14 protein-coding genes are annotated in these 16,991 nt (G+C 39.9%); 2 read left to right on the top strand and 12 right to left on the bottom strand.

The features are described from left to right. Positions 1-4: 4 nt before the first annotated feature. From J1N10_RS05545 to proS, 5 genes are all read right to left on the bottom strand, one after another. A complete protein-coding gene (locus tag J1N10_RS05545; RefSeq protein ID WP_262325688.1) occupies positions 5-1,306 on the bottom strand; it encodes an anthranilate synthase component I family protein in 1,302 nt (433 codons plus the stop codon). A 147-nt stretch (positions 1,307-1,453) separates the two neighbouring features. Next, complete coding sequence (locus J1N10_RS05540; RefSeq protein WP_262325687.1) at positions 1,454-2,086, bottom strand: peroxiredoxin; 633 nt, start codon at positions 2,084-2,086, stop codon at positions 1,454-1,456. Between the two features lie 89 nt (positions 2,087-2,175). Further along, positions 2,176-3,402 (bottom strand): peptidase T, encoded by a 1,227-nt coding sequence (gene pepT / locus J1N10_RS05535; protein ID WP_262325686.1) that lies wholly within the window; start codon positions 3,400-3,402, stop codon positions 2,176-2,178. Positions 3,403-3,513: 111 nt separating this feature from the next. Continuing rightward, positions 3,514-4,203, bottom strand: a complete 690-nt coding sequence (locus tag J1N10_RS05530; RefSeq protein ID WP_262325685.1) for a hypothetical protein — start codon at positions 4,201-4,203, stop codon at positions 3,514-3,516. 113 nt (positions 4,204-4,316) lie between these two features. Next, positions 4,317-5,789 carry a proline--tRNA ligase gene (proS, locus tag J1N10_RS05525; RefSeq protein ID WP_262325684.1) on the bottom strand — a complete coding sequence of 491 codons (1,473 nt, stop codon included), beginning with the start codon at positions 5,787-5,789 and terminating at the stop codon, positions 4,317-4,319. 241 nt (positions 5,790-6,030) lie between these two features. On the opposite strand from proS, the gene J1N10_RS05520 reads away from it, so the two are divergent. Then, positions 6,031-7,533, top strand: coding sequence for a hypothetical protein (locus tag J1N10_RS05520; RefSeq protein WP_262325683.1), 1,503 nt, complete (start codon positions 6,031-6,033; stop codon positions 7,531-7,533). A 30-nt stretch (positions 7,534-7,563) separates the two neighbouring features. Continuing rightward, positions 7,564-9,126, top strand: a complete 1,563-nt coding sequence (locus J1N10_RS05515) for an OmpP1/FadL family transporter (protein ID WP_262325682.1) — start codon at positions 7,564-7,566, stop codon at positions 9,124-9,126. 124 nt (positions 9,127-9,250) lie between these two features. Here J1N10_RS05515 and J1N10_RS05510 read toward each other — a convergent pair whose 3' ends face one another. From J1N10_RS05510 to J1N10_RS05480, 7 genes are all read right to left on the bottom strand, one after another. Continuing rightward, a complete protein-coding gene (locus J1N10_RS05510) occupies positions 9,251-10,528 on the bottom strand; it encodes a sulfate adenylyltransferase subunit 1 (RefSeq protein WP_262325681.1) in 1,278 nt (425 codons plus the stop codon). 28 nt (positions 10,529-10,556) lie between these two features. After that, positions 10,557-11,462 carry a sulfate adenylyltransferase subunit CysD gene (cysD, locus tag J1N10_RS05505; protein ID WP_262325680.1) on the bottom strand — a complete coding sequence of 302 codons (906 nt, stop codon included), beginning with the start codon at positions 11,460-11,462 and terminating at the stop codon, positions 10,557-10,559. A 179-nt stretch (positions 11,463-11,641) separates the two neighbouring features. After that, complete coding sequence (locus J1N10_RS05500) at positions 11,642-12,487, bottom strand: enoyl-ACP reductase FabI (protein WP_262325679.1); 846 nt, start codon at positions 12,485-12,487, stop codon at positions 11,642-11,644. 131 nt (positions 12,488-12,618) lie between these two features. Continuing rightward, positions 12,619-14,274 carry a DNA repair protein RecN gene (recN, locus tag J1N10_RS05495; protein WP_262325678.1) on the bottom strand — a complete coding sequence of 552 codons (1,656 nt, stop codon included), beginning with the start codon at positions 14,272-14,274 and terminating at the stop codon, positions 12,619-12,621. A 140-nt stretch (positions 14,275-14,414) separates the two neighbouring features. After that, the gene (gene porD, locus J1N10_RS05490; RefSeq protein ID WP_262325677.1) at positions 14,415-15,311 is read right to left on the bottom strand and encodes a type IX secretion system protein PorD; all 897 of its coding nucleotides are present in this window, start codon (positions 15,309-15,311) and stop codon (positions 14,415-14,417) included. Between the two features lie 25 nt (positions 15,312-15,336). Then, positions 15,337-16,539, bottom strand: a complete 1,203-nt coding sequence (gene coaBC, locus J1N10_RS05485) for a bifunctional phosphopantothenoylcysteine decarboxylase/phosphopantothenate--cysteine ligase CoaBC (RefSeq protein ID WP_262325676.1) — start codon at positions 16,537-16,539, stop codon at positions 15,337-15,339. Positions 16,540-16,646: 107 nt separating this feature from the next. Further along, the gene (locus J1N10_RS05480) at positions 16,647-16,985 is read right to left on the bottom strand and encodes a DNA-directed RNA polymerase subunit omega (protein WP_262325675.1); all 339 of its coding nucleotides are present in this window, start codon (positions 16,983-16,985) and stop codon (positions 16,647-16,649) included. Positions 16,986-16,991 lie beyond the last annotated feature (6 nt).

The following is a 16,991-nucleotide window of genomic DNA, read 5'->3' as shown; positions in this document are numbered from 1 at the left end:
CAGCTTATTCTTTAATATTAAACACTTTCATAATAGCCGAGGCTTTCAGCAGGCACTCGTCATATTCTTTCTGCGGGTCGGACTGATTGGTAATAGCACCACCTACCATAAACGAAGCACACTGCTTTTTGCGATTATACAAGATACTTCTAATCACCACATTAAAGTCAAAATCATCTTCGGGAGTAACATAACCAACAGCACCACTGTAAACGCCTCGCTTACTGCTTTCGTATTCTTCAATCAATTGCATGGCACTAATTTTCGGCGCCCCCGTCATCGACCCCATTGGGAAGGATGCTTTAATCGCATCTATCCAGGTTTTATCATCTGCTAACTCCGCTGATATAGATGAAATCATCTGGTGCACCTGCTTGAACGAATAAATACCACACAACTCATCCACCTGAACACTTCCGCGTTTAGCCACTCTTGATAAATCATTCCGCACCAAATCGGTTATCATGATGTTTTCAGCCTGTTCCTTCTCCGACTTCCTGAGGTATTGCTTATTCGAATTATCGATAAACCAATTAGAATCGCGGGGCGATGTTCCTTTAATTGGTTGCGAAATCAGGCGATTACCCTCTTTCTTCATATAACGCTCCGGCGAAGCACCCATCAGAAATTTATCGTGGTATTTTATAAACGAGGCAAACGGCGTTGGCGATACTTCTTTTAAGCGCTGAAAAACACATTGGGGCGTTAAGTCAATATCCTGAATAAAGAACTCCATACAGTAGTTTAACTCATAGATATCGCCTCGCTGAATATGCCATAATACCTTATCTATCGCTTCGAGGTATTCTTTATGTGACACCTGGTGATTCAGCTTAATGTTCTCCAAAGTATCTTCGGTAAAACAAACACCGTTTAAATCATTAATCAACTCACGGGCCGACTCCTCGGTATCGTAATCATCCAGGTAACCCAACTGCCAGCTATGTCCATCGCTAAGAAACAAATAGCGGGGACGAAAAAAATACAACTCCGGCATTTCAATCCTGTCGGGATTTTCAGACGACAGTTGTTCCAGCTGATTTTTAACATCATACGATAGAAACCCCAGCATCCAGTCTTTATGCTGATCGTGAAACAGCTTTAACTGATGAACATCGTTGGTACATTCTCCCACACTCTGAAGGCCGGCGATAAAATCATAATTTCGTTGGCTTTGAATACATGCTTGTGCTTCAAAACCGTTGGCATCCAATATAACAGCTGTCCCTTCATTTCGTGAAGCCTGACATATTTGCTGTTTAAAGAGATTTTCATCACCCGGATGTATTTCGAGGTATTTGCGCATTCTGCAAAAATAAGAAAAAAACAGCTGCCACAGGTTTAGCCACATTATATGCCACCTAACAAGCCGAATTTTACACCATGAACTTATATAAACAAAAAAAGCACCTCCAAAACGGAAGTGCCTTTCAACTCAGTATAATTGCATCAATTAATTACTTCCAAGATATTCAGCAATTCCGGCTTGAGTTGCTACCAGACCTTTTTCGCCTTTGTGCCAGCCTGCCGGACAAACCTCACCATTTTCTTCGAAAAACTGCAACGCATCAACAATACGAATGGCTTCATCAACGCTACGACCAAGCGGCATATCATTTACCACCTGATGACGTACCACACCTTCTTTGTCGATTAAGAACAATCCCCGATAAGCCATTGGTGTTCCGTTAAATACAATCTGACCTTCGTCATTGTAATCGTACTCTCCAGCCAACACATCATAGTTTTCAGAAATGGTTTTGCTGTTATCAGCTACCAATGGGTATTTCACACCTTTGATACCACCATCTTTAGGCTCTGTTTGTAACCATTTCCAGTGAGAGAATTCTGAATCAACAGAAACACCAACCACCTCAACATTGCGCTCCTCAAACTCTTTCATTTTATCCTGAAAAGCAATAATCTCGGTTGGACAAACGAAAGTAAAATCAGCTGGATAAAAATATAAAATCACATACTTCTTTCCTTTGTATTGTTCCAATGAGAAATTCTCAACAATTTCTCCACCATTAACAACAGCGCTAGCGCTAAATGCAGGGGCTTGTTTTCCTACTAATACAGCCATAATTGTTTTATTTTAATCGTTAAACTTATTTCCTTTATAAGATAAACCACCAATCAAACAAAGATGCTGTGAGGATGTTCAAGGGTTCACTACTTTTTTACGACTAATTCGGAAATTTTAAGAATGACCTCAACTGCCTTTTGCATGCTTTGAACCGGTACAAACTCAAAACGCCCGTGAAAATTATGGCCTCCGGCAAAAATATTCGGACAAGGTAAACCCATATACGACAAGCGAGAACCATCTGTTCCACCACGAATTGGCTTCACAAGAGGCTTAACACCCACTTCTTCCATAGCTTGCTCGGCATAATCCACCACATACATAACCGGCTCCACTTTTTCGCGCATATTGTAATACTGATCTTTGACTTCAACGGTCGCCGTTCCTTCGCCATACTCTGCATTAATTTTATTAATCAGATGCTGCATTTCCTTTTTACGGTCTTCAAAGCGGTCGCGCTTGAAATCGCGTATGATATATACCATTTCGGTCTTTTCCACATCACCATTGAACGACATAAGGTGATAAAACCCTTCATACCCTTCGGTGTGCTCCGGCGTTTCGTGACGTGGCAACATGGTCATTATCTGGTTGGCAATACGAATTGAATTACGCATTTTGTGCTTGGCATATCCCGGGTGGACCATTCGACCATTAACAGTTATTTTGGCGCCAGCTGCATTAAAGTTTTCATACTCCAATTCTCCTATTTGCGAGCCATCGAGAGTATAAGCAAACTCAGCACCAAACTGCTCCACTTTAAAATGATCGGCACCAGCACCAATTTCCTCATCTGGTGTAAAGCCCAAACGAATTTTACCATGCTTAATCTCGGGGTGTTGGATCAAATATTCGGCCGCCGTTACGATTTCGGCGATGCCGGCTTTATCATCAGCACCCAACAAAGTAGTACCGTCGGTCACTACCAAATCCTGTCCTTTGTACTGTTCCACCTCAGGAAAATCGGCTACTTTCAAAATAATATCCCTGGCGTCATTCAGCTTAATATCGCCACCCTGGTAATTATTTATTACACGGGGCTTCACATGCTTACCCGAAAAATCGGGACTGGTATCCATGTGGGCAATAAAACCAATAACAGGCACTTCATTATCAATAGTTGACGGTACAGTTGCCATTACATAACCGTTTTCGTCCAAAGTTACGTCTTCAAGTCCAATGGCTTTTAATTCCTCAGCCAAGGATTCGGCAAAAGCCATCTGACCAGGTGTCGATGGAGTTAAACCGGTATCAGTATCTGATTGTGTATCAACAACCACATATTTTAAAAATCGTTCTAATACTTGTTCCATATTTAAAAAAGCTGATAGCTAATAGCTGCTAGCTGCTAGCTTAAAATTATTACTGATTATCTATTTATATCATAAAGCGAAACGTTCTTGCTTCATTCATTTGACTTCAAATCACTGCTTCACATCATCGGCATTATACACAAAGCCCAGGCGTTTGCCCGTTTGCATTTTCGAACTCAATATTTCTCCATTCATCTGCATCATCGAGATGATTTTTACATCATCGTAAGGTGGCACCAGCAAATCAAACTCTAATGAATACAGGATCGCTGTTTCAACTATTTTTTGCCAGTTTTCCTCATTAATAATAGATGTTCCAAAATGATTGATACCTGTTCCTTTCTGGCGTTTCCCTTCAACAAAATAATGCCCTTCCTTATTAATAAAAATACGGGCAATTAAATAGCCGGCATCATTCTCGCGATTATATCGAAATGAATCGTGCAAAAAGTTATAGATGTTAACAACACCACAGTACGAGTTGTTTTCGTTGGCTTTCACATAATCACTTTTCCAAACTTCATGATCACGGTCGAACTCGAAAGTATTGGTGTGCATGTGAAACACCAAGACATCACCAGCTACTTTTAATTGCGAAACAAACTCTCCTTTATCTTCGAACAAGAGGTGAATACGTTTATCTTGTTCTCCCAATTGATTGTTATATTCATCTTGCACTTTCCGAAGCACCCCTTTTAATAAATCAAAATTCTTTTTAGTCGATTCAAAAACATCCTGCTTTACAACGGCCTTAGATTGCAAAATACCTACAATTCCTTTTTTGATTTCCTCATTAACCATATAGAGTGCTTTTAATTAAACAAAGTTAGTTGGGCTAATTTAAGTTTTTTCGCACAAAAAAAGGGAAACCTTTATCATGGTCTCCCTTTATTGGCACATATATCATGTATTTTTTAATACGCTCGTGCAAACACAACACGCTTCTTCGATGGCTGTCCTGAATAAATACATACACCATCTTCGTCAGGCTGGTCCATAGGGATACAGCGAATAGTTGCTTTTGTTTCGTCTTTTATTTTCTGCTCCGTTTCTGGCGTTCCATCCCAGTGAGCCATTATAAAACCACCTTTATCCAATTGCGTTTTAAACTCTTCATAAGTATCAACCGACACCGTGCTTTCTGCTCTAAAATCTAATGCTTTCTGGTAAATATTGGTCTGAATTTCATCCAATAGCTTCACAATGTGTTCATCAACACCTTCCAAAGCAACCACTTCTTTGCTTAAGGTATCACGACGAGCCACTTCTACTGTGCCATTTTCCAAATCGCGTGGTCCCATTGCCAAACGAACTGGCACACCTTTTAGTTCGTATTCAGCAAATTTCCAACCCGGCTTCTTATTGTCGTTATCATCAAACTTCACATCAATGCCTTTGTCACGAAGTTTAGCGATTAATCCGCTGGCTGCTTCTTTAATCTTAGCTAATTCTTCTGGCTTACGGAAGATAGGCACAATAACTACCTGTATTGGTGCCAACTTTGGAGGTAAAACCAAGCCGTTATCATCGGAGTGTGCCATAATTAAGGCTCCCATTAAGCGTGTAGAAACACCCCATGAGGTAGCCCAAACAAAATCTTCTTTACCTTCTTTATTGGCAAACTTCACATCAAATGCTTTGGCAAAATTCTGTCCTAAAAAGTGTGAAGTACCAGCCTGAAGCGCCTTACCGTCCTGCATTAATGCTTCGATACATAATGTTTCTAAAGCACCAGCAAATCGTTCATTGGCCGATTTAAAACCTTTTAAAACGGGTACGCCCATGTACTTTTCTGCAAAATCAGCATACACATTAATCATTGTTTCAGTCTCTTCCAGAGCCTCTTCTTTGGTTGAGTGTGCCGTGTGACCTTCTTGCCACAAAAATTCAGCTGTACGCAGAAACAAGCGGGTACGCATTTCCCAACGCACTACATTGGCCCACTGGTTACATTTGATTGGCAAATCACGATAGGACTGAATCCAGTTTTTATAAGTATTCCAAATGATTGTTTCCGAAGTAGGACGAACAATAAGCTCTTCTTCCAACTTAGCTTCCGGATCAACAACAACACCATTTCCATCCGGATCGTTCATTAAGCGATAGTGCGTAACTACTGCACACTCTTTGGCAAAACCCTCAACGTGGTCAGCTTCTTTACTAAAAAACGACTTGGGAATAAAAATCGGGAAATAAGCATTCTCATGACCAGTATCCTTAAACATACGATCTAAAATACTTTGCATTTTTTCCCATATGGCATAACCATAAGGCTTTATAACCATACATCCACGTACCGCTGAATTTTCAGCTAAATCTGCTTTTAGTACAAGGTCGTTGTACCATTGTGAATAACTTTCACTCCTAGGCGTTAAAACTTTTGCCATTTTCTTATTCTTAATTTGTATCCGTTTCTTTACAAGAGGCACAAAAATAAGAAAATTTAAGCCAATTCATTAGGTCGAAACAAGCGATTTTTTAATATTGCACACTTCAATTACCTGCTTATTTGTCTTTTTGAAAAGCATTAACATTTTTTTGAAACTTTTTTACACTTTTTAATATTACGGCACGTTTTTTGCTTCTTTTCAAGCAGATATTAAACCATGTAAATCCGGAGGATTAGTGATGAAAACCTATACAATTTTCGGCTTATTTATAATCTTACTTTTAAGTGGATGTAGTTCTTCTCAATGGGTTGATAGTAGTTATTACGATGATGACTTGTATTACAAACCCAAGAGCGAACCTGTGGCAGTTGATGATTCGTATGCCCCAATTGCACAAAATAAAGAATTACGAAAAGAAGATCGCAAAGAATTAAACCAACTCAAAAATGAGTACAATCAATCGGATTTAGCCGTTGAAGACAATCGCAACTTCTCACAAATCCAATCTGATTACATGGGTTTATTAGCCAATGATTCCATTGCCCAAATGGATACTTTGGTTTATTACAACGAAGAAACCGGCTATTGGGTCGATGGTTTTGAAGGTTCAACGATGGATCAGGATTATGCTGAACGCCTAATTAAGTTTCATGGTCCATTCAATGGCATTCCCTATTGGTCGCCACTATACAACGACATGGTTTACTTCAACAATTGGGACTGGAATGTATATGTGGATGGCAATTATGCTTATGCCTTCCCCACCTGGAGCAACCCCTGGTACAACGACTATCGATACAACTACGGCTATAACAACCCTTGGTATGGCAACTTCTCGATGAGCTGGGGATGGGGTTATCCTTATTATGGTTATGGATATGGTTATTACGATCCTTGGTACTCTCCATGGTACAGCCCTTGGTGCGGACCATATTATGGTCATCATCACTGTTATCCATATTATGGTGGCGGCGGATATTATCCGGGCGGTGGTTATTATCCCGGAGGTGGTGGAACTGCAACCATCAGGGAGCATAAACCAAGAGGTGGTCAGGCTACCTCAGTAAGACCATCAGGTAGTTCTAATATTTCATCCAGCAGAATAGGTAATAGTAGAAGTACAAACAAAAGCAATGCTTATACAACTCAGTCTCCTACTCGAGAATCATACAACAGAGGAAATACACAAGTAACTTACAATAAGAATAATCAAAGAACCATTACCAATACAGCTACTGGTAATACATACACGAGAGTGGGAAGACAAAGTGGCACTACCAAAAGTAGCACTTCGAGTACTTCGCGAACTAGTGGCAACACGCGCAGAAGCTACACACCAAGTTATTCAAATTCTCGAAGCAATTCATCACGTTCAAGCTACAACCGAAACGGAAGTTATACACGCCCATCTTCGACAAGAAGCTCAGGATCGACCAGTAGAACAAGCACCTCAAGAAGTAGCTCGAACAGAAGCAACTCTGGCACATCGACAAAAAGCAGTAATTCTGGCTCCTCTTATTCATCAGGAAATAGTAGCAGAAGCTCTTATAGTCCAAGCCGCTCTTCCGGAAGCTCTAGCAGAGGCAGTTATTCTCCAAGTCGTTCTTCTAGCAGTTCGAGTAGTTACTCAGGAAGCCGTTCATCAGGAAGCTCTGGAAGCTCAAGAAGCTCCGGAAGTTCATCGAGAAGTTCAGGTGGCTCCAGCGGAGGCTCTAGCAGAAGTGGTGGAGGAAGAAGATAAATACCATTAACCCTATAATATTTTACTATCATGAAAAAGACACTATACACTTTATTCATTAGCTGTTTTTTTGCATTAACCTTAACAGCACAAAACCTTGACGATGCATTGAGGTTTAACAAAAGAGAAATGACAGGTACTTCTCGTTCATTGGGAATGGCTAATGCTTTTGGAGCACTTGGTGGCGATTTAAGCGCCATCAGCATCAATCCGGCAGGTATTGCTGTCTATCGCACATCAGAATTTGCTTTTACTCCGTCTTTGTCATTAAATCAATCAAAAGCCTCTTATGGCGGACTCACCGATAAAGACGACAAATATTCCTTTCCTTTTAACCAAATCGGAGGCGTTTCAACATACAAGCCCTTAAGGGAAAAAGACAAAGGCCTCATCAGTACTCATTTTGGCTTTACATATACCAGAACAGCCGATTTCAATGAAAATACAAGTATGTTTATGGGGCGCGGAGTTCAGGATTCATATGACAATACTGGTTATCCAACAGCACTTAATACACTTTTAAACAACATCGTATGGGAAGCCAACGGCAAAAACCCCGATGAGATGAGCGATAGAGCGTATTACACATACGAAGCCTATTTATTCGATCCTGTCGAAGATGGTTCTATTGAATACTTTAGCCAATATGAAGACATCGATGCTGACGGTTTCATTTTTGATCGTAATGTAAATGGTATTGACCAATACAATATTATCGAACGTGAAGGATACTCTGGCGAATATGGCTTTACATTTGGAGCCAACATCAGTCATTTCCTGATGCTCGGAACATCAATCAACGTCCAATCATTCAGATATGAGCAAACTGAAAGTTTTAGAGAAGTAAACAATAATAGCTTCGACCCTAAGGGACCAAAAGATGTTGATTACTTTGACGCCTATAGCAAGCTTTCTCAGAAAGGTATTGGAGTTAACGGTAAATTTGGTATAATATTAAACTTACACCCAATTAGACTGGGAGCTTCATTTCACACACCTACATTTATGGAAATTGACGAGGAATACAACAGAGGTATAAGTTCCTATTTTATCGACTATAGATCATTTAAAAAACCATTTGATGCCAGTGAATTTTCATATAACTATCGTACACCTTATCGTGCACAAGGAAGCCTTGCATTCGTACTTGGCAAGTTTGGATTGATATCTGTTGACTACGAGATGACAGACCATACGTCATCCAAATTTAATTCGAGCAGCTATGAAACCATGTTCAAAAAAATTAACAATGATATCAATGAGCAAATGAAGATTACGCATGATTTTAGAGCTGGTATAGAAATTAAGCCAGTTCCTTATTTTGCCCTTCGCGCCGGAGCTGCCTATTTTGACTCTCCAATTAAAAAGGAGTATACCGATGTTGAACTAACTAAATGGATGGCAACAGGAGGTATTGGTATCCGCAACAAAAACTTCTTCTTTGATGTAGCTTATGCTTATAAATTCAATGAAGACAACTACTACATTAACACAAGTGACAACTCATTATTATACGGTCTATCTTTTAGCGAACCAGTTAATTTAGAGTATCGTAACCACCAGGCCAGCTTTACCTTTGGTTGGAAGTTTTAACCTTCTCCAACCTATTCTTAACCATAACAAAAGCCGCTTCTCAAAATGAAAAGCGGCTTTTTAATTCTTTAGTCATCGGATGACTATTTTTATAACTAAAAAGTCATCTGATGAATACATATCTTTAAATAATCATACCGGCAGCAACTGTTTCATTGGTTGCTTCGTCAACCAAAATTAAGCTACCTGTAATTCGGTTGCGGCTATATGAATCAAAGAATAAGGGCTTGGTTGAACGAATTTTAATTCGAGCAATATCATTCATGCCCACTTCTTTATCTTCTTCATTCTTCTCCAGCGTGTTGATATTCATTTTATATTTGATCTCAGTCACCATACAACGTGCATCGGCCGAAGTGTGTTTCACCACATACTTACCACGTGGCATTAGCTTACGCTCGTTAAACCAACACACCATTGCCTCAATATCCTGGCTATTTTTAGGCTCAGAACCATTATTTCTCTTAACCAACATATCGCCTCGACTAATATCAATTTCATCTTCCAAAGTGATTGAAACCGACTGAGGGGCAAAACCTACTTCCATAGATTCTTCCATCATATCGATGGTTTTCACCTTAGACGTAAATCCACTTGGCAAGACGCCCACTTCATCACCAACCTTGATGGCTCCACTGGCAATACGACCTGCATATCCGCGATAGTCGGGCCACTCAGCCGACTGCGGACGAATGACATACTGAACCGGGAAACGAAAGTCATCATGGTTAATATCGCTACTGATATGAATATTCTCCAATAAGTACATCAAAGTAGGACCATCGTACCAATCCATTACCTCAGAGCGCTCTACCACGTTATCACCTTTTAAAGCACTAATTGGCACAAAGCGAATATCTTTTACAGATAATTTTGACGATACCGCATCAATATCTGCCTTAATCTTTTCAAAAGTTTCCTGGCTGTAATCAACCAAATCCATTTTGTTGATACAGAAAATTACGTGAGGAATCTGCAACAAAGAAGCAATGTAGGCATGACGTAAAGTCTGCTCCAATACGCCATGACGGGCATCCACCAAAATCAAAGCCACGTTTGCCGTACTGGCACCTGTTACCATGTTACGCGTGTACTGGATGTGCCCAGGTGTGTCAGCGATAATAAACTTACGTTTAGGAGTCGCAAAATAACGGTAGGCTACATCAATGGTAATTCCTTGTTCACGCTCCGAACGCAAACCATCGGTCAATAAAGCTAAGTTTACTTCTTCGTGACCTGAGCGCTCGCTAACACGCTCAATGGCTTCCATCTGATCTTCAAAGATGGCTTTACTATCGTATAATAAACGACCAATTAAGGTACTTTTACCATCATCAACACTACCTGCTGTGGTGAAGCGCAAAAGCTCCATATCTAAATATCCTGATTCTTTTCCGGACATATTATTGAGTTTTCAGATTTAACAAAGATTAAAAATAGCCTTCACGTTTACGATCTTCCATCGCCGATTCTGAACGCTTATCATCAGCCCGACCGCCACGCTCTGTTGTGCGTGTTGAAGCTACTTCGTGGATAATATCCTCCAAGGTATCAGCCGTAGAAAGTGTTAAACCGGTACAGGTGACATCACCAATCGTGCGACAACGCACATCCTTAGTTTCAACTACTTCGTTTTCTTTCAACTGCATAAAGGGCAATTTAGCTAACCAAACGCCATCGCGGTTAAACACTTCGCGCTTGTGCGTAAAATAAAGACTTGGCAGGTCAATCTGCTCCATATAGATGTATTGCCATACATCCATCTCAGTCCAGTTACTAATTGGGAACACACGGAAGTGCTCTCCCATATTTTTACGACCATTGAAGATATTCCAAAGCTCCGGACGCTGATTTTTAGGATCCCACTGTCCAAATTCATCGCGGTGCGAGAAAAAACGCTCTTTAGCACGTGCCTTTTCTTCATCACGACGACCACCACCCATGGCAGCATCGAACTTATGGCTTTCGATAGCGTCTAAAAGTGTGGTTGTTTGCAACTTATTACGACTTGCATTTACACCTTTTTCTTCAACAACACGTCCCTGATCAATTGAATCCTGCACCAAAGCAACAATGCACTTTGTTCCGGTTTCTTCCATTACACGGTCTCTGTACTCCAAGGCTTCAGGAAAGTTATGACCAGTATCGATATGCATTAACGGGAACGGCACCTTTGCAGGCCAGAAAGCTTTACGTGCCAGGTGAAACATTACAATTGAGTCTTTTCCTCCGGAGAATAACATCACAGGATTTTCAAACTGGGCGGCTACTTCACGAATGACGTAGATTGACTCCGCTTCCAATTCCTTAAGGTGATTTATTCGGTATTGATCCATAATAAGTTGATTTGTCCTAATATATTTTTTTTGGCCGACGAAAGGTCGGTGCCATTTTTTTTAACAAAAACGTCGCCAAATTTAATGATTAATAAAAGACTATGAAAATTTTGAGCGCAGTGCTTTGAGGGGAATTTGGTTATACAAAAAAGGGTGCTTAACGCACCCTCTGTTTAATATTAGTATTTATCGTTAATATCGTCCGTATCAAAACTTTTATTATACTGATTCATAGCCCTCAAGCTCATGCCCACATTTGAAAATCCTCCATCATGGAACAAGTTCTGCATGGTTACTTTTTTGGTTAAATCAGAGAACATAGTAATACAGTAATCAGCACAATCGGCCGCATCGGCATTTCCGAGTGGCGACATACGGTCAGAGAAGTCAATCAACCCATCAATACCTTTCACTCCGCTACCTGCCGTCGTGACGGTTGGCGACTGCGAAATAGTGTTAACGCGCACCTTGCGTTCTCGGCCATAGATGTATCCGAAACTACGCGCGATTGACTCTAATAACGCTTTCGCATCAGCCATATCATTGTAACCATAAAATACGCGTTGCGCAGCTACATAGCTTAATCCCAACATAGAGCCCCACTCATTAACAGCATCCATCTTGAAAGCAACTTGTAACATTTTATGAAATGAAATAGCCGAAATATCTAAAGTCTTGTTTAGATAATTGTAGTCTAAATCGTGATAAACCCTCTTTTTACGAACGTTTAATGACATTCCAATCGAGTGAAGTACGAAGTCCACTTTACCTCCAAGAACTTCCATCGATTTTTCAAAAACATTCTCAAGGTCGGCTACATTTGTAGCATCAGCAGGAATAATTTCCGCCTCACATTTTTTACCTAACTCAACTACTTCACCCATTCGGCAAGCAACCGGTGTGTTAGATAATGTAAAACGTGCCCCTTCTTCGTAAGCCCTTTCGGCTACTTTCCATGCGATAGACATGTCATTAAGGGCACCAAAAATAATCCCTCTTTTTCCTTTTAAAAGATCAAATCCCATATCAATTTATTTTTGAGCGCACAAATATACAGCATATGTTGCACAACACAAGTTTCAATTTTAATAATTCTTTACCTAAGCTATTACAACAAGTAATAACTCAAAAGGTTTTGTAAGTTATAAATACCTGATTAGTTATTCAATAGGGCGCGTGCATTCTCTATAGCAGCGTCGGATAAAGTTGAGCCACTTAACATCTTTGCAACTTCCACTACCCTATCTTCATGTGATAGTTTTCGAATATTTGATATTGTTTTATCAGCCTGGTCGGTTTTAAATACTTTAAAATGATGATCGCCTTTAACCGTAATTTGTGGCAAATGCGTAATACTAATCACTTGCATTGAGCTTCCCATGTGTGCCATTATACCACCCATTTGATCGGCCACTTCGCCAGACACACCTGTATCAATTTCATCAAAAATAATCGTTGGCAGACCTTTTGATGATGACAACAGCGACTTAATCGACAGCATAACTCTTGAAATTTCACCACCTGATGCCACCTTGTTGATTGGTGCAGGAACTCCCCCTTTATTTCCGGCAAATAAGAATTGGATTTCATCTTTACCGTTAACTGTAAATTCGTCAGATAAAGCATGTTCAATAACAAAATTAGCATGAGGAATACCTAAAACCTGCAATTGCTTTTCAATGCTTGATTTCACTAACGTAAAAACACCTTTTCGGGATTTAGTGATAGATGCACTTACTTTGTTTAAATCCTTTTTTAGCGTATCTAGTGCTTTTTGTTTCGATTTTAAATCATCATCGAAGAAATTCACCTTATCGATATTTTGTTGCAAGTCATCTTTTAATGCTATCAATTCTTCAATTGAGTCGACGCGATGCTTTTGCTGCAAACCATATATTAAGTCTAAGCGCTCCTGCACCTGCTGAATCGTTTCAGGATCAAAATCCAAATCTTCAGAACGCGTTTCTAAATCATCAGCTAAATCTTTCAAATCGATTTTGGCCGATTCTAAACGCTGCCTCAACTCGTCTCCATCGGGCAGATAAGAACTGATTTTTTCCAATTTAGAAACAGAATCAGCTAATAAATCAATAACAGGCGATGGCTCCTGACTCAGATTATTAACCACCTCAACCAGGTTAGTTTTAATTTCTTCGGCATGCGATAACTGCTCCAAAGACTGCTCCAGTTCTTTTTGCTCATCTACTTTAAGGTTTGCTGAATCCAGTTGCTCAAACTGAAATTGCATATAGTCCAAATCAGCTTTTTGCTTATCATTTTCAGCTATCATCGCATCAATCTCCTTAATAAGCGACTTATAGTTTTTGAACAACTGAGAATAGTCAGTTAACAACTTCGCATTATCCGCCAAGGTATCCACCACCATCATATGAAAGCCACTATCGTCAAGCAACAGGTTTTGATGCTGCGAGTGCACATCAATCAACTGAGCACTAATACCTTTCAGAAAACCCAAATTAACAGGTGTATCATTGACAAAAGCCCTTGATTTACCGGATGGCAATAACTCACGTCTTATAATAGTTACCTCTTCATAGTCAACATCGTTATCTTCAAATAAATCGACTAAACCATAATTACCAATAAAAAACTCTCCCTCTACCACACATTTTTGCTCCTTATTAAGCAAAGCATTTGTATCGCTTCGCTGACCTAAAATCAATGAGAGCGCACCTAACAGCACCGATTTACCCGCACCAGTTTCACCTGTGATAACAGTTAATCCACCATCGAAAACAACTTCAACTTTATCGATTAGTGCGTAATTAGAAATTGATAATGACTTCAGCATAAATTAGTCTATTAGTTATTAGTCAGTAGGCAATAGTTAAAAGCGAACAATACTATTAAACACCATGCAAAAGTAACGATTCAAATATTCACTGCCGAATCATCAGCTTAAATCAAGCGTTAATAAATGAGAAATGTGATTTAGTTGGAGGATAATATTTTTTCGTATTTTTTATTATTGGCAGGATCTACCTCCATGAGCAGCTCCACCACACGTCCTTTTTCCATCGAGAAAGATTCGGAGAAAATATTCACCAGCTCATCAGACTTAGCAGTAAAGAATACTTGGGTAAAAAATGAACTCGGACGCTGACGGTGAACTTTACGCGTCAGCTCCAGGGCTTTAGCTATTTCGGCACGTCCCTCTTCCACTTTCTCACTCATCCGATCTAATCCTTTTCGGTGATACTGGTACATGCACTGACGCAATGGACGGTGATATTCATTCAGTATATTTTCGGTTAACCAGTAGCGGTTTCTCTGACCTTCAAATGATTTCCAGCCCGCCTCACGAGCTCCCTGGGCACGATTAACGATCCGTTCGGCCTCCTGAAAATAGGGTGTCCCTGCATTGTTTTTAAACGAATCGTAATCCAAACCCAAAACAATATTGGCATAATACGCTAACACGGCCACCAAGTTTGAGTCAAAATTATTAGGGTTATACACCAACGGTTCAAACTCTACATATTTAAAATGAAAATCCTGATCCTGGTGATTAAACAACACCGTGTAATAATTGGAATTATAAACCGGACGTCGCGCCTGAATTTGGAAGGTTCCTTTGAATTCATCGATTGATATCACCTCAGCAATATTAATCATGATATTACAATCAATCCGCTCTTCCGGAGCAAATTTATCATTGGTCCACTTCTGACTGTTCATAAACTCCATAATCGCTGTTTGCAAAGTCTCAAACACTTTTTTATTCGAACTCTGCACCTGTGGCGATACCACTTGAACTGCACATTGAAATTCTTGCGCACTAAGCGTTGAAGCCACAATCAGGAATAGAACAAGTATATAATTTCTCATAATTAATAAAAGTTAACCAGACGCTTTACAAACATCCAACTAATTCATCAACAATATCGGAAGCCACATCTGCTTTAGACTTTAACGAAAATTCCTTAATCTTATTATGTTTATCGATAATGGTAATTTTATTGGTGTAAGAGTTAAAACCTGCACCTTTATCTTTTAAGCTATTTAAAACAATAAAATCAAGGTTTTTCTTTATTAACTTCTTCTGCGCATTTGACATTGCATCCTGAGTTTCTAAAGCAAAACCAACCAACACTTGCTTATCAGACTTCTTCTCTCCTAATGCTGCAGCAATATCAGTTGTAGCTTTCAATTCCACCGAGAGCTCATTATCGTTGCGTTTCATCTTCTCATCAGCTTTATGAACTGGTGTATAATCTGCAACTGCGGCACACATGATTGCTGCATCCATTTGCTCAAACCGACTTGAACTTGCCTCATACATTTCTTCTGCACTAACCACATTAATCCGTTCTATATTCGGATTCAACGTGCTAATTTGAGTCGGTCCACTAACCAAAGTCACTTTTGCTCCACGATCAGCCAATTCTTCGGCTAAAGCATACCCCATTTTACCTGATGAGTAATTACCGATAAAACGGACCGGATCAATTTTTTCATGCGTCGGACCGGCCGTCACCAAAACTTTTTTGCCAGATAAATCCTGCTTCTCTTTTTTAGCGAAAAAGTCTTTTAACTCCGCTACTATTTCTTCAGGCTCGGCCATTCGGCCTTTACCAACCAAACCACTAGCCAGTTCTCCTGCATTAGGTTCAATTAAATGATTGCCATACGAGCGAAGTGTGCTCATATTTCGCTGAGTCGATGGATGCTGATACATGTCCAAATCCATAGTTGGCGCCACAAACACCGGGCATCGAGCCGACAAATACGTTGTTATCAACAAATTATCAGCTACTCCATTGGCCATCTTACCCATTGTATTGGCTGTTGCCGGGGCAACAATCATCGCATCGGCCCACAAGCCACTATCCACATGGCTGTTCCAGGCTCCATTTTCAGGATCGAAAAACTCCACTAAAATAGGTCGCTTCGATAATGTTGCCATTGTCAGCGGCGTGATAAACTGCTTTGCCAATTTAGTCATGATGACTTGTACTTCAGCACCTTCTTTAACGAGTAAACGTGTTAACTGCGCACATTTATAAGCAGCAATCCCACCCGAAATTCCCAGAATAAACTTTTTTCCTTGTAGCATACACCAAAAATAAAAAAAGATAAAAGAGAATATACCATTCTCCTTTACCTTTTATATTTTTTAAAAATCAAATACCGATTTTTCGTCCATACAGGACTAAATGAGATTTACTCAGCCGCTTCTTCCCTATCTGGGTTACGGTGATAAACGTTACCCTCTACAAACTCCTGCGTAGCAATACAAACAGGCTTAGGTAAACGCTCATAGAAACGTGAAATCTCAATTTGCTCACGGTTCTCAAAAACCTCTTCTAAATTATCAGTGTACGATGCAAACTCCTGAAGCTTCTTGTTCAACTCCTCTTTCATCTCAGAGCTAATCTGGTTAGCACGTTTTCCCAAAACTACGATTGATTCGTAGATGTTACCGGTTGGCTGAGACAATTCGTTCTTATCCCAAGTTACGGTTGATACCGGTGCATTTGTTTTTTTGTAGTCGATTGACATATGATA

This window comes from Carboxylicivirga litoralis, assembly GCF_025499605.1.
Taxonomy (GTDB): Bacteria; Bacteroidota; Bacteroidia; order Bacteroidales; family Marinilabiliaceae; genus Carboxylicivirga; species Carboxylicivirga litoralis.
This window is presented reverse-complemented; position numbering and strand designations above follow the sequence as displayed.